This is a genomic window from Streptococcus vestibularis (assembly GCF_900636445.1).
In the GTDB taxonomy this organism is placed as follows: Bacteria; Bacillota; Bacilli; order Lactobacillales; family Streptococcaceae; genus Streptococcus; species Streptococcus vestibularis.
Genome location: NZ_LR134275.1, coordinates 1,168,941 through 1,183,699, shown reverse-complemented (window position 1 = coordinate 1,183,699; position 14,759 = coordinate 1,168,941). Strand labels below are relative to the sequence as shown.

Genomic DNA, 14,759 nt, shown 5'->3' with positions numbered 1-14,759 from the left:
TGAGTTTATCTATTAAAAAAGTCGGCGAACCGACCTTTTTATGCATTTTATAAATAAGAGTAGTGAAGTTGTTAGTCTCAAATCACTATCTTAGATGACACAGCTTTCACACTGGTTAGAGCCAACTTCTTCACCGTCATCTGTGTAAGTACGGATGTAGTAGATTGACTTGATTCCTTTGTTAAAGGCGTAGTTACGAAGGATAGAAAGGTCACGAGTTGTTTGTTTATTTTCCGTTTTCCATTCGTAAATTTCTTTAGGCAACTCACTACGCAAGAATAGAGTTAATGACAAACCTTGATCAACGTGTTCAGTCGCAGCGGCATAGACGTCGATAACTTTACGCATGTCCATGTCGTAGGCTGAAGTGTAGAAAGGAATAGTGTCTGTTGAAAGGCTGTTGGCTGGGTAGTAAATTTTTCCGATTTTCTTCTCTTGACGTTCTTCAATACGTTGTGTGATTGGATGAATAGAAGCAGAACAGTCGTTAATGTAAGAGATTGAGCCATTTGGCGCAACAGCCAAACGGTTTTGATGGTAGAGACCATCTTTCTTAACGAGTTCACGTAGTTCTTCCCAATCTTTGGCTTGTGGGATGAAGTGGCCTTCGAAAAGTTCTTTGATACGGTCAGATTTAGGAACGTATTGGCCTGTAACGTATTTATCAAAGTAAGAACCGTCAGCATATTTTGAATTCTCAAAGCCGACAAAGGTTTCTTGACGTTCACGGGCAATATTGTTAGATTCAACTAAAGTCCAGTAGTTCATAAGCATGAAGTAGATATTAGTGAATTCAACAGATTCAGGGCTACCATACTCGATATGGTGTTTAGCAAGGTAAGAGTGAAGCCCCATAGCTCCCAAACCAAAAGTATGAGCTTGTTGGTTACCATTTTTGATAGATGGTACAGCATCAATACTTGAGCTGTCTGTAACAAAAGTAAGCGCACGTGTCATAGCCTTAATGGAACGACCAAAGTCAGGTGAAGTCATCATGTTCAGGATATTAGTAGATCCAAGGTTACATGAAATATCTGTACCGAGTTTGACAAACTCTTGTGCATCGTTAAGTTCACTTGGTGTTTGAACTTGGAGAATTTCAGAACAAAGGTTGGACATGACGATCTTACCATCAATTGGGTTGTATCGATTGGCTGTATCAACATTGACAATATATGGATAACCTGATTCTTGTTGGAGTTTAGAAATTTCAGTTTCTAGCTCACGTGCATTAATCTTGGTTTTTGTAATATTGGGATTGGCAACCAACTCATCATACATAGCTGTAATATCAATGTAGTTATATGGTTTACCATACTCTTTTTCGACTGAGTAAGGGCTGAAGAGGTACATATCTTCATTATTACGTGCCAACTCGTAGAATTTATCTGGAACTGTAACACCAAGTGACAGTGTCTTAACACGCACCTTCTCATCAGCATTCTCTTTCTTAGTAGAAAGGAAGGCAAGAATATCTGGGTGGAAAACATCCAGGTAAACAACACCAGCACCTTGACGTTGGCCAAGTTGGTTTGAGTAAGAGAAACTGTCTTCAAAAAGCTTCATAACTGGGACAACTCCAGAAGCAGCACCAGCATATCCTTTGATAGGAGCACCAGCTTCACGTAGGTTAGATAGGCTAATACCTACCCCTCCACCAATACGTGATAATTGGAGAGCTGAGTTAATAGAACGACCGATAGAATTCATGTCGTCCGTTACTTGAATAAGGAAACATGACACGAGTTCACCACGACGGCTACGTCCAGCATTTAGAAATGAAGGAGTAGCAGGTTGGTAACGTTGGTGAATCATTTCGTTAGCAAGGTCACTAGCAAGGCTTTCATCACCATCAGCAAAGTAAAGGGCGTTGAAAAGAACGCGATCTTCAATACTTTCGAGGTAAGACTCGCCATCGTTTGTTTTGAGGGCATATTGTTGGTAGAACTTGTAGGCTGCCATGAAAGATTGGAAGCGGAATTTTTGAGTATGAATGTCTGCAGACAACTTTTCGATGAAAGCAGGTTCGTATTTACCGATGAATTCAGACTCAATATAGTCGTTTTCAATCAAATAATTAATTTTATCTGTGATGCTGTTGAATACCATTGAATTTGGCTTAACATTTTCAAGGAAGAAGGCACGAAGCGCTTCTTTATCCTTATGCAAAGGAATTTGACCGTTTACAGGACGGTTAATTTCATTGTTGAGGCGGAAGTAAGAAACATCGCCAAGATTTTTTAAAGACATAATACAGATACCAGGCTTAGTTTAAAGGTAGATTAAGGTTAACATATTAAACTAAGCAAACAAGTTCCTTTCTATATAAAAACTTGATAATTAAAGGATTTCTTTAAGTTTAGCCGGTTGAAAACCTGAAAAGACGCTATCGCCTGCTTCAATAACTGGAGCAGCAGTGAAACCAAGACTTTTTACGTAATCGATTTTTTCTGGTTGTTCATCAATGTTGATTTCTTCGAAATCAGCACCTTCCTTTTCCAAGAATTTTTTAGTCATTTTGCACTGCATGCAGTTGTTTTTAGAAAACAATGTAATCTTTGCCATTGCAAATACTCCTTTTTTAAAGATTTTAAGTGACTAGGAGTCACTTTTTCGACTTTAATAGAATACCCAAAATATTGGGAAAAATCAAGCTAAATATCTTAAGGGAATACAATATTTTGTGTTTAGTATTGAAACACAACCCTATATCTTGTGTTTTAAAGGCTTTTTTTAGTTTCTTAAATTAAATCAAATTTGTTTATAGAAATTGCTAAAATTCCAACAACTGACTGAATATGTAATAAAACATGACATCAAAATGCCGATTCTATTTGTTTTTTCAAAAAAAACAGTGTAGAATAAAGGAAATTTTTTAACTAATGGAGGTTCAAGTATGCAAGAATACTGTTCAAATCTAACTGTAAATGGTAAGACATTCTCTTTTTATGATCTCGAAAAAGCAGCAAAATCTTATGATGTCAAGGTCGGAGAACTACCTTATAGCATTCGAATACTACTTGAAAGTCTACTCCGAAAAAAAGATGGTGCTGATGTCAAGGAATCTCACATTTCTGATCTAATAAAATTTCCGAATTTTCCAACAATTTCTGAAGTACCATTTAAACCAAGTCGCGTCATTTTACAAGATTTCACAGGGGTTCCTGTTGTCGTTGACTTGGCCTCAATGCGGGATGCTATAGTGTCTAATGGTGGTAAAGCAGAACTTATTAATCCAGAGATTCCAGTAGATTTGGTTATTGACCACTCTGTTCAAGTTGATTCATATGGATGTGATACAGCGCTTGAAGATAATATCAATCTAGAATTTAAACGTAACAATGAGCGCTACGAATTTCTTAAATGGGCCGAACAGTCTTTTGAAAATTACCGTGCGGTTCCACCAGCTACCGGTATTATTCACCAGGTTAATATTGAATTTCTGAGTGATGTCATTATTGAAAAAAATGGGCTACTATATCCTGACTCTATGTTTGGTACAGATAGTCATACAACTATGATTAATGGTATTGGTGTTCTGGGTTGGGGTGTCGGTGGAATTGAAGCTGAGGCAGCTATGCTAGGCGAAGCTTCCTATTTCCCTATTCCAGAGGTTATTGGTGTACATTTAACAGGTGAACTGCCTAAAATTGCTACGGCAACAGACTTGGCTCTCAAGGTTACTCAGGTACTTCGTTCTGAAAATGTTGTTGGTAAATTTGTAGAGTATTTTGGTTCTGGCTTAAAGAACCTATCTCTAGCTGATCGTGCTACAGTGGCTAATATGGCACCAGAATATGGGGCAACTTGTGGTTATTTTCCTATTGATGACGAAACCCTTAACTACATGCGTTTAACTAACCGTGATGAGGAACATATCCAGGTCACCGAAGCCTACACAAAAGCCAATCATCTTTTTTATGACCCAAGTAAAGAAGTCAAGTATACTAAGATTGTTGAAATTGATTTGTCAACCATTAAACCTTCAATCTCAGGTCCTAAACGTCCACAGGATTTGATTCTCTTATCCGATGCTAAGCAAGAATTTCAGGATGCAGTGGTACGAGAAGCAGGTGTGCGTGGCTTTGGTTTGGATAATGAAGAGTTAGAAAAAACTGCAAAAGTTGATTTTGAGGATCATTCAGAAACAATTCAAACAGGTCATGTGGCCATAGCAGCGATTACATCATGTACCAATACCTCAAATCCTTACGTCCTTATGGCAGCCGGTCTTTTAGCCAAAAAAGCTGTTGAGAAGGGACTCGAAGTCTCTCCAACAGTCAAGACCTCTTTGGCGCCTGGATCTAAAGTCGTTACAGGTTATCTCAAAGCTTCAGGCTTGCAAAGCTACTTAGATAAGCTTGGCTTCAATTTGGTAGGTTACGGTTGTACGACGTGTATTGGTAACTCGGGAGATTTACGTCCTGAGGTAGCTAAAGCTATTGTAGACAAGGACTTACTAGCGAGTGCCGTTTTGTCAGGAAATCGTAACTTTGAAGGGCGTATTAATCCACTTGTTAAAGCAAATTTCTTGGCTAGCCCACCATTGGTTGTTGCCTATGCTTTGGCTGGTAATACTAATATTGATTTGACAACGGAGCCTTTAGGTTTTGATGACAATGGGCAAGCTGTCTATCTAGAAGATATTATGCCATCACGTGATGAAATTGAAGCTTATGTTGATAAATACGTAACCCGTCAACTTTTCCGAGACGAATATGCTAGTGTCTTCTCTGACAGTGAGAAGTGGAATGCGATTCCAACTGAACATAGACAAAATTATAAATGGAATCAGAAGTCTACCTATATTCAAAACCCACCTTACTTTGATGCTTTAGGAGATGATTTGACCATCAAACCATTGAATAATTTGAAGGTATTGGCTAAATTTGGAGATACGGTTACAACAGACCATATTTCTCCAGCTGGTAATATTGCTAGAAATAGTCCTGCGGCAGTCTATTTGTCTGAAAATGGTGTAGATTACCAAGAATTTAATTCTTATGGTAGTCGTCGTGGAAACCATGAAGTCATGATGCGAGGAACTTTTGCTAATATTCGTATCAAGAATGAGTTGGCAGAAGGAAAAATTGGTGGATATACTAAATATGATGGTGACATTCTTCCTATATATGATGCTGCTATGAAATATAAAGAAGCTAATCGAGATACGCTTGTAATTGCTGGTAAAGATTATGGGATGGGCTCAAGTCGTGACTGGGCAGCCAAAGGGGCAAATCTCCTTGGTGTAAAAGTAGTGCTTGCTGAGAGTTTTGAGCGTATTCACCGTTCAAATCTAGTCATGATGGGAATTTTGCCGGTACAATTTATGGAAGGAGAAAATGCTGAAAGTCTTGGATTGACAGGACATGAGACCTTTAGCTTTGACCTTTCAGAAAATCCAGGTGTGCATGATGTTATCACCGTTACAGCTTCAACACCTGAACAAACCAAAACCTTTAAAGCCTTGGTACGCTTTGATGCAGATGCCGATATTCGCTACTATAAAAATGGTGGTATCTTGCCAATGGTTGTAAGAAAAAAATTGAAGGGAGCCTAATATGACAACAGTTGAAATTAATGGACTTAAGGATATGATTGCCTGTAATACTAGGATTTCATCTATCATTGATGATCATTTATCGTATTCAGGATATGATATTTCTGAGTTTATGGATAATAAAGCGTCTTTTGAGGAAGTGATTTATCTCTTGTGGAATGGGCATCTTCCTACGCAAATGGAACTCAAGTATTTTGAAGCTGAGTTGCGTAAGAACTATGATATTTCTGATGCTGTAGAGCAATGCATTCTTATCCAATCTCGGCCACATTTGCACCCAATGAGTGTTTTACGTTCAACAGTCTCCCTTCTTGGAGTTTACAATGTGGATGCTGAGGAAAGATCCATGGAGGCAATTTATCAGCAAAGTATTGAATTGATGGCTAAATTGCCTACAATTATTACGACTTTTGCACGCTTACGTACTGGTAAAATGCCCCTTAAACCACGGAAGGATTTAGGCTTTGCGGCTAATTTTCTCTACATGCTGAATGGTGTTGAACCTTCTGAAATTGAAGTTGAGGCTATGAATAAGGCCTTAATTCTACATGCTGACCATGAGTTGAATGCTTCAACTTTTGCAGCGCGTGTTTGTGCCTCGACTCTGACAGATATCTATTCTTGTGTTACAACAGCTATTGGTGCTCTAAAAGGTCCCCTGCATGGTGGAGCTAATGAACGCGTCTTTGATATGCTTAAAGAAATCCGTGAATCCGGTGATGTTAATGCTTACTTGCAGGAAAAGCTTGACTCTAAAGAGAAAATTATGGGATTTGGACACCGTGTATACAAGAAACAGGATCCTCGTGAAATTTTCTTAAGAGATATGGCTAAAAAGTTGACAGAGGGTACTGAGAATGAAGAATTCTTTAATATGTCTCAAGAAATTGAAGAGTTCATGAAAGAAAAGAAGGGATTAATTCCCAATGTGGACTTCTATTCAGCCACTGTATATCATACTCTAGGAATTGATAGTGATATCTTTACACTCATCTTTGCTATGAGTCGGGTTGCCGGCTGGATTGCTCATATTCAAGAGCAACAAAAAAATAACAAATTGATTCGTCCACGCTCGCAGTACATCGGACAAGAAAATATGACGTATATTCCTTTAGAAAAACGCTAGGGAGGAAAGCTATATGGCAGAAAAAATCGTAATGAAAAATGGACAGCTTCAAGTTTCTGATCATCCAATTATCCCTTTTATTGAAGGGGATGGTGTTGGACATGATATCTGGAAGAATGCCCAAGCAATCTTTGATAAAGCAGTAGAAGTAGCCTATGAAGGAAATCGTCATATTGAGTGGCAAGAGCTTCTAGCCGGTAAGAAGGCTTATGACAAAACAGGCGAGTGGTTGCCGAAAGAAACCTTGGAGGCTATTCGAGAAAGTTTAGTAGCTATTAAGGGACCGCTTGAGACGCCAGTAGGTGGTGGTATTCGTTCTTTAAATGTAGCTTTACGTCAAGAACTTGATCTCTACGCTTGTGTTAGACCTGTTCGTTACTTTGACGGAGTAGCAAGTCCACTTAAAGAACCAGAAAAAACAAATATTACTATCTTCCGTGAGAATACTGAGGATATTTATGCGGGAATTGAATGGGAAGCAGGAACGACAGATGTCAAGCGCGTGATTGAGTTTCTCCAGACAGAGATGAATGTTAGTAAAATTCGCTTCCCAGAATCAAGTAGTATCGGAATCAAGCCAATTTCAATAGAAGGAAGTAAACGTCTCATTCGCTCGGCTATCGACTATGCTCTCAAAAACAATCTAAAGAAAGTGACATTGGTTCATAAAGGGAATATTCAAAAATTCACAGAAGGTGGCTTCCGTAAATGGGGTTATGAAGTGGCTCAGGAAGACTATAAAGAAGAATTGATGGATGGTCGTTTAGAGATTAACGATATAATCGCGGATAACTTTTTACAACAGATTCTTTTGAATCCAGAAAAATTTGATGTTGTTGCATTAACCAACTTGAATGGTGATTATGCCAGTGATGCACTAGCTGCTCAGGTTGGTGGTATCGGAATCTCCCCTGGAGCCAATATTAACTATCAAACAGGTCATGCAATTTTTGAAGCAACACATGGAACAGCTCCGGATATTGCGAATCAAGATAAGGCTAATCCTTGCTCAGTTCTATTATCTGGCTGCATGCTTCTAGAATATATCGGTTGGTCTGAAGCAGCTCAACTGATTAAAAGTGCTATTGAGGAGACATTTAAAGATGATATCTTTACAGCTGACTTAGCATTTGGGAAACAAGAATATTCAACGAGTGCTTTTAGTAATCAAATTCTTTCAATTATGTGATTGTTTTTGCTCAAAAATGAAAATTAATGGTTGAAAACACTATGAAAGACATTTTCTGAAAATGTTGTAAATAACTAAAGACTAGTATTTGCTTATGTTTTAAAAAATGAAAATGAGCAGTAAAATGAGAGACAGTCTTTTGAAAAACTTGTAGAAAGTGCGTTTTAACCTTGATAATATCAAACAGCTATGTTATAATTCTAAATTGTAAGGGTTATCATTGATAACTCAAATATTCCAAATTAAGAAGGAGAGTCCATTATGGCTTCTAAAGATTTCCACATTGTTGCAGAAACTGGTATTCACGCACGTCCAGCTACTTTGCTTGTTCAAACAGCAAGTAAATTTGCTTCAGATATCACTCTTGACTATAAAGGTAAAGCAGTTAACCTTAAATCTATCATGGGTGTTATGAGTCTTGGTGTTGGTCAAGGTGCTGACGTAACTATTTCTGCAGAAGGTGCTGACGCTGATGATGCAATCTCAGCAATCGCAGAAACAATGACAAAAGAAGGATTGGCATAAAAATATGACAGAAATGCTTAAAGGAATCGCGGCATCTGATGGTGTTGCAGTTGCTAAGGCATATCTGCTTGTTCAACCGGACTTGTCATTTGAAACTGTTACAGTTGAAGATACAAGTGCAGAAGAGGCTCGTCTAGATGCTGCTCTAGCGGCGTCGCAAGACGAGCTTTCTGTTATCCGTGAAAAAGCAGTTGAAAGCCTTGGTGAAGAGGCCGCAGCCGTTTTTGATGCTCATTTGATGGTCCTTGCTGACCCAGAAATGACTGGTCAAATCAAAGAAACTATCCGTGCTAAACAAGTCAATGCCGAAGCTGCTTTGACAGAAGTAACTAACATGTTTATCGCGATCTTTGAAGGTATGGAAGATAACCCATACATGCAAGAACGTGCAGCGGATATTCGTGACGTTACTAAACGTGTGCTTGCAAACTTGCTTGGTAAGAAATTGCCAAATCCAGCAACAATCGATGAAGAATCAATCGTTGTTGCTCATGACTTGACTCCATCTGATACAGCTCAGTTGAACAAAAAATTTGTAAAAGCTTTTGTTACTAATATCGGTGGACGTACTAGTCACTCTGCAATTATGGCTCGTACACTTGAAATCGCAGCAGTTCTTGGAACAAACAACATAACTGAACTTGTTAAAGATGGTGACATTTTAGCGGTTTCAGGTATTACTGGTGAAGTTGTTATTAATCCAACTGAAGAACAAATTGCTGAGTTTAAGGCGGCTGGTGAAGCTTACGCTAAACAAAAGGCAGAATGGGCTCAACTTAAAGATGCTCAAACAGTTACTGCTGATGGAAAACACTTCGAGTTAGCAGCAAACATCGGTACACCTAAAGACGTTGAAGGTGTTAACGATAATGGTGCAGAAGCAGTTGGTCTTTATCGTACAGAATTCTTGTATATGGATTCTCAAGACTTCCCAACTGAAGAAGACCAATATGAAGCATATAAAGCAGTTCTTGAAGGTATGAATGGTAAACCTGTTGTTGTTCGTACAATGGACATCGGTGGGGATAAAGAACTTCCTTACTTTGACCTTCCTAAAGAAATGAATCCATTCTTGGGTTACCGTGCATTACGTATTTCTATCTCTGAAACTGGTAACCAAATGTTCCGTACTCAATTACGTGCCTTGCTTCGTGCATCTGTTCACGGTAAATTGCGTATTATGTTCCCAATGGTTGCTTTGTTGACTGAGTTCCGTACTGCTAAAGGTATTCTTGAAGAAGAAAAAGCTAAATTAGTTGCTGAAGGTGTTGCCGTTGCAGACGACATCGAAGTAGGTATCATGATTGAAATCCCAGCTGCAGCAATGCTTGCTGATCAATTTGCTAAGGAAGTTGATTTCTTCTCAATTGGTACAAACGACCTTATCCAATACACTATGGCTGCTGACCGTATGAATGAACAAGTTTCATACCTTTACCAACCATATAACCCATCAATCCTTCGCTTGATTAACAACGTTATTAAGGCGGCTCACGCTGAAGGTAAATGGGCTGGTATGTGTGGTGAAATGGCCGGTGACCAAACTGCTGTTCCACTTCTTGTCGGAATGGGCTTGGATGAGTTCTCAATGTCAGCGACATCTGTCCTTCGTACACGTAGCTTGATGAAGAAACTTGACACAGCTAAAATGGAAGAATACGCTAACCGTGCCCTTACTGAATGTTCAACAATGGAAGAAGTTCTTGAACTTTCAAAAGAATATGTTAACGTAGATTAATCAAAAAAAGTGGAGGCTTGAGCTTTCACTTTTTTTATATCTAAACAGAGACAAAATAATTGACTCATTCTTTAGTTAGGAGTAAAATACGGCTAACCTAGGTTAATAATTTTTAGTATTTTTTGTCAAAATTTTCTGAATAATTCTCATTTAAATGTTGGAATATTTCTAAAAAAGTGATAAAATAGGTCTTATAATAGATAAAAGGAGTTACTATCTTGGCTAAACAATACAAAAACTATGTCAATGGTGAGTGGAAAACATCTGAAAATTCAATTACTATCTACGCACCTGCAAACGGTGAGGAACTTGGGTCAGTTCCAGCTATGAGCCAAGCTGAAGTAGACGAAGTCTACGCAGCAGCTAAAGCAGCACTCCCAGCATGGCGTGCGCTTTCATATGCTGAACGTGCAGCTTATCTTCATAAAGCAGCTGATATCTTGGAACGTGATGCAGAAAAAATTGGACAAGTTCTTTCTAAAGAAATTTCAAAAGGTTTGAAATCTGCAATTGGTGAAGTTGTTCGTACTGCTGAAATTATCCACTATGCAGCTGAAGAAGGTTTGCGTTTGGAAGGTGAAGTACTTGAAGGTGGTGCTTTTGATGCTGGTAGCAAGAAAAAAATTGCTGTTGTTCGTCGCGAACCAGTAGGTCTTGTACTTGCTATCTCACCATTTAACTACCCAGTAAACTTGGCTGGTTCTAAAATTGCTCCTGCCTTGATCGCTGGTGACGTTGTTGCCTTCAAACCACCAACACAAGGTTCTATCTCAGGGCTTCTTTTGGTAGAAGCGTTCGTTGAAGCTGGTATCCCTGCTGGTGTCTTGAACTCTATCACAGGACGTGGTTCAGTTATTGGTGATTACATCGTTGAACACAAAGCAGTTGACTTTATCAACTTTACAGGTTCGACTCCAGTCGGTGAAAACATCGGTCGTTTGGCAGCAATGCGTCCAATCATGCTTGAACTTGGTGGTAAAGATGCCGCTATCGTTCTTGAAGATGCTGATCTTGACTTGACTGCTAAAAACATTGTGGCTGGTGCCTTTGACTATTCAGGTCAACGTTGTACAGCTATCAAACGTGTCCTTGTAATGGATAGCGTTGCAGATGAATTGGTAGAAAAAGTAACTGCTTTGGTAGGTAATATCACTGTTGGTATGCCTGAAGAAAGCGCAAGCGTTACACCACTTATCGATACAAAAGCAGCTGACTTCGTACAAGGTTTGATTGATGATGCAGTTGAACAAGGTGCTACTGCTAAAACTGAATTGAAACGTGAAGGTAACCTTATTTACCCAGTAGTCTTTGACCATGTAACAACTGATATGCGTCTTGCTTGGGAAGAACCATTTGGTCCAGTATTGCCATTCATCCGTGTATCTTCAGTTGAAGAGGCAATCAAGATTTCTAACGAATCTGAATTTGGACTTCAAGGTGCTGTCTTCACACAAGACTACCCACGTGCATTCGCAATTGCTGAGCAACTTGAAGTTGGTACAGTTCACATCAACAATAAAACACAACGTGGTACAGATAACTTCCCATTCCTTGGTGTTAAAGGATCTGGTGCCGGAACTCAGGGTGTGAAATACTCTATCGAAGCTATGACTCGTGTGAAATCAACAGTATTTGATGTTACAAACTACTAAGCGTTAAGTCAGTCAATAATTGTAAAAAGTAAAGAGGGCCTTAGTTATAAGGCTCTTTTTTTGTAAAAATTTGGTATAATAGAATAAAATTTTGAATAGAGTGAGTTTTCTGACAATGAATAAATCTTATTTTTATTTGGTGATGAAGACGCATGAGTTAGAAGTGCCTTACACTGGTAAACTTCGTCGTGTGCGTGTTCTTCTACCTAAAAACTATGAAACAGATACAGATCGTTCCTACCCTGTCGTGTATTTTCATGATGGTCAGAATGTTCTTTATAGTAAGGAGTCATTTTCTGGCTATTCTTGGAAGATTATCCCAACAATCAAGCGTAACCCTGATATTTCGCGTATGATTGTTGTAGCCATTGATAATGATGGTCCTGCCCGTATGAACGAGTATTCTGCATGGAAGTATCAAGAATCTAATATCCCAGGTGTGCAGTTTGGCGGTAAGGGCGTAGAGTATGCTGAGTTCGTTATGGATGTGGTAAAACCCTTTATTGATAAGGAATACCGCACACTTCCAGACCGACAACATACTGCCATGATTGGATCTTCTCTTGGTGGTAATATCACTCAGTTTATGGGGCTTGATTACAAGGATCAAATTGGCTGTTTAGGGGTATTTTCTTCAGCCAACTGGTTGCATCAGGAGGCCTTTGATCGATATATATCCCGTCAAGATCTAGATGCTAATCAACGTGTCTATATCTATGTAGGCACAGAAGAAGCTGATGATACAGACAAAACTTTGATGGCTGGTAATATTAAGCAGGCTTATATTGATTCGTCTCTGAGATATTATCATGATTTGATTGATCGTGGGGTTGATTTGGAGAATATCAAGATTCACATTCAATCTGGAGCTGAACATAATGAGGAGGCCTGGGCCGAGAATCTACCTGACTGTCTTCGCTTTTTCGCTGAAAACTGGGAATAGTCATCCTTGCCATAACTATTAAAATTGTAATAAAGGAAAAGGAATTAAAATATGAATACCGAACATCTTAGCCACTGGAGTGGTCAGCTTAATCGTGAAATGTATGTTAACCGTTATGGGCACGCTGGTATCCCTATCGTGGTTTTTGCCTCATCAGGTGGTAGCCATAACGAATACTATGATTTTGGTATGATTGATGCCTGTGCACGTTTTATTGAAGAAGGACGCTTACAATTCTTTACACTTTCAAGTGTAGATAGTGAAAGTTGGCTTTGCGATTGGAAAAATCCACACGATCGTGCTGAAATGCATCGTGCTTATGAACGTTATGTTATTGAAGAAGCTATTCCATATATCAAACATAAAACTGGTTGGTTTGATCCAATGATGACAACAGGTTGTTCAATGGGTGCTTACCATGCTCTTAATTTCTTCTTGCAACATCCTGATGTTTTCAATAAAGTAGTGGCACTTAGTGGTGTTTATGATGCTCGTTTCTTTGTTGGAGAGTTTGGAGGAGATGAGGCTATTTACCAAAATTCACCATCAGATTATATTTGGAATCAAAATGATGGTTGGTTTATTGATCGTTATCGTCAAGCTGAAATTGTTGTGTGTACAGGTCTTGGTGCCTGGGAACAAGATGGTCTTCCTTCTTATTACAAACTTAAGGAAGCTTTTGAACAAAAGAATATTCCAGCTTGGTTCTCTGAGTGGGGCCACGATGTTGCTCACGATTGGGAATGGTGGCGCAAACAAATGCCTTATTTCCTTGATAATATGAACCTATAATATCGTATCTAAGCTATCTAAATAACTATCAAAGAGGAATCACTAATGAATTATCTTGTTATTTCACCATACTATCCACAAAACTTCCAACAGTTTACAGTCGAACTTGCTAATAAGGGAATCACAGTTCTTGGTATTGGTCAAGAGCCTTATGAACAGTTGGATCAATCTTTGAAAGATGCTTTGACTGAGTACTTCCGTGTAGACAATTTGGAAAATTTAGATGAAGTTAAACGTGCGGTAGCCTTTCTTTTCTACAAACATGGTCCAATCGACCGTATCGAATCTCATAATGAATACTGGTTGGAATTGGATGCGGCACTTCGTGAACAGTTCAATGTTTTTGGTGCTAAGCCAGAAGACCTTAAGAAGACTAAATTTAAGTCTGAAATGAAGAAACTTTTCCAAAAAGCTGGAGTGCCAGTTGTACCTGGTGCTGTCATTAAAACTGACGAAGATGTGGATAAAGCTGTGAAAGAAATTGGTCTTCCAATGATTGCTAAGCCAGATAATGGGGTTGGTGCAGCTGCAACTTTCAAACTCGAAACAGAAGATGATATCAATCATTTCAAGGCTGAATGGGACCGTGAAACCGTTTATTTCTTTGAAAAATTTGTAAATTCAAGTGAAATCTGTACTTTTGATGGTTTGGTTGATAGAAATGGTAATATCGTATTTTCAACTACCTTTGATTATGCTCACACTCCACTTGACTTGATGATTTACAAGATGGATAATTCTTACTATGTTCTTAAGGAAATGGATCCTAAATTGCGTAAGTATGGTGAAGCCATTGTCAAAGAATTCGGTATGAAGGAACGTTTCTTCCATATTGAATTTTTCCGTGATGGTGATGATTATATTGCTATTGAGTACAATAATCGCCCTGCCGGTGGTTTCACGATTGATGTATATAACTATGCCCACTCTATCGATTTGTACAAGGGCTATGCAGATATCGTTGCTGGTGATCCATTCCCTGGATCTCACTTTGAACCACTTTATTGTTTAGCGACTTCACGTCGTGCAAGTTCTTATTATGCTTATTCAGAAGAAGAACTTTTCGACAAGTATCGTAAACAACTCAAAGTTAAGAAAATCATGCCAGCTGCCTTTGCAGAGTTGCAAGGTGACTACCTCTATATGTTGACTACTCCAAGTCGTGAGGAAATGGAACAAATGATTGAGGACTTTGGTAAAAAAGCTTAATCTGCATATGTTAAAAGCACTTCAG

The 14,759-nt window shown here is 38.7% G+C and carries 11 protein-coding genes; 9 read left to right on the top strand and 2 right to left on the bottom strand.

Annotation, left to right across the window (positions count from 1 at the left end):
- Window positions 1-90 precede the first annotated feature (90 nt).
- Both nrdE and EL076_RS06050 read right to left on the bottom strand, forming a co-directional pair.
- Window positions 91-2,250 (bottom strand): class 1b ribonucleoside-diphosphate reductase subunit alpha, encoded by a 2,160-nt coding sequence (gene nrdE, locus EL076_RS06055; RefSeq protein ID WP_048788217.1) that lies wholly within the window; start codon window positions 2,248-2,250, stop codon window positions 91-93.
- Window positions 2,251-2,340: 90 nt separating this feature from the next.
- Window positions 2,341-2,565 carry a redoxin NrdH gene (locus EL076_RS06050; protein WP_003092756.1) on the bottom strand — a complete coding sequence of 75 codons (225 nt, stop codon included), beginning with the start codon at window positions 2,563-2,565 and terminating at the stop codon, window positions 2,341-2,343.
- A gap of 331 nt (window positions 2,566-2,896) precedes the next feature.
- Between EL076_RS06050 and acnA the strand changes: the two genes are divergently transcribed.
- The 9 genes from acnA (at window position 2,897) to EL076_RS06005 (ending at window position 14,734) form a co-directional block, all read left to right on the top strand.
- Complete coding sequence (acnA, locus tag EL076_RS06045; protein ID WP_003092591.1) at window positions 2,897-5,560, top strand: aconitate hydratase AcnA; 2,664 nt, start codon at window positions 2,897-2,899, stop codon at window positions 5,558-5,560.
- 1 nt (window position 5,561) lies between these two features.
- Window positions 5,562-6,686 (top strand): citrate synthase, encoded by a 1,125-nt coding sequence (locus EL076_RS06040; RefSeq protein WP_048788218.1) that lies wholly within the window; start codon window positions 5,562-5,564, stop codon window positions 6,684-6,686.
- Window positions 6,687-6,699: 13 nt separating this feature from the next.
- Window positions 6,700-7,875 carry an NADP-dependent isocitrate dehydrogenase gene (icd, locus tag EL076_RS06035; RefSeq protein WP_003093026.1) on the top strand — a complete coding sequence of 392 codons (1,176 nt, stop codon included), beginning with the start codon at window positions 6,700-6,702 and terminating at the stop codon, window positions 7,873-7,875.
- A 261-nt stretch (window positions 7,876-8,136) separates the two neighbouring features.
- The gene (locus EL076_RS06030) at window positions 8,137-8,400 is read left to right on the top strand and encodes a phosphocarrier protein HPr (RefSeq protein ID WP_003092417.1); all 264 of its coding nucleotides are present in this window, start codon (window positions 8,137-8,139) and stop codon (window positions 8,398-8,400) included.
- Window positions 8,401-8,404: 4 nt separating this feature from the next.
- The gene (gene ptsP / locus EL076_RS06025) at window positions 8,405-10,138 is read left to right on the top strand and encodes a phosphoenolpyruvate--protein phosphotransferase (RefSeq protein WP_003092582.1); all 1,734 of its coding nucleotides are present in this window, start codon (window positions 8,405-8,407) and stop codon (window positions 10,136-10,138) included.
- A gap of 218 nt (window positions 10,139-10,356) precedes the next feature.
- Window positions 10,357-11,790, top strand: a complete 1,434-nt coding sequence (locus EL076_RS06020) for an NADP-dependent glyceraldehyde-3-phosphate dehydrogenase (protein ID WP_003092704.1) — start codon at window positions 10,357-10,359, stop codon at window positions 11,788-11,790.
- 115 nt (window positions 11,791-11,905) lie between these two features.
- A complete protein-coding gene (locus tag EL076_RS06015; RefSeq protein WP_003092898.1) occupies window positions 11,906-12,733 on the top strand; it encodes an alpha/beta hydrolase in 828 nt (275 codons plus the stop codon).
- Between the two features lie 51 nt (window positions 12,734-12,784).
- The gene (locus EL076_RS06010) at window positions 12,785-13,525 is read left to right on the top strand and encodes an esterase family protein (protein WP_003093069.1); all 741 of its coding nucleotides are present in this window, start codon (window positions 12,785-12,787) and stop codon (window positions 13,523-13,525) included.
- A gap of 45 nt (window positions 13,526-13,570) precedes the next feature.
- Window positions 13,571-14,734, top strand: a complete 1,164-nt coding sequence (locus EL076_RS06005) for an ATP-grasp domain-containing protein (RefSeq protein ID WP_003092497.1) — start codon at window positions 13,571-13,573, stop codon at window positions 14,732-14,734.
- Window positions 14,735-14,759 lie beyond the last annotated feature (25 nt).

Bases quoted from the DNA above. Each gene is read 5' to 3' on its own strand.
- nrdE (WP_048788217.1), bottom strand. From the start codon at position 2,250: ATGTCTTTAAAAAATCTTGGCGATGTTTCTTACTTCCGCCTCAACAAT.
- EL076_RS06050 (WP_003092756.1), bottom strand. From the start codon at position 2,565: ATGGCAAAGATTACATTGTTTTCTAAAAACAACTGCATGCAGTGCAAA.
- acnA (WP_003092591.1), top strand. From the start codon at position 2,897: ATGCAAGAATACTGTTCAAATCTAACTGTAAATGGTAAGACATTCTCT.
- EL076_RS06040 (WP_048788218.1), top strand. From the start codon at position 5,562: ATGACAACAGTTGAAATTAATGGACTTAAGGATATGATTGCCTGTAAT.
- icd (WP_003093026.1), top strand. From the start codon at position 6,700: ATGGCAGAAAAAATCGTAATGAAAAATGGACAGCTTCAAGTTTCTGAT.
- EL076_RS06030 (WP_003092417.1), top strand. From the start codon at position 8,137: ATGGCTTCTAAAGATTTCCACATTGTTGCAGAAACTGGTATTCACGCA.
- ptsP (WP_003092582.1), top strand. From the start codon at position 8,405: ATGACAGAAATGCTTAAAGGAATCGCGGCATCTGATGGTGTTGCAGTT.
- EL076_RS06015 (WP_003092898.1), top strand. From the start codon at position 11,906: ATGAATAAATCTTATTTTTATTTGGTGATGAAGACGCATGAGTTAGAA.
- EL076_RS06010 (WP_003093069.1), top strand. From the start codon at position 12,785: ATGAATACCGAACATCTTAGCCACTGGAGTGGTCAGCTTAATCGTGAA.
- EL076_RS06005 (WP_003092497.1), top strand. From the start codon at position 13,571: ATGAATTATCTTGTTATTTCACCATACTATCCACAAAACTTCCAACAG.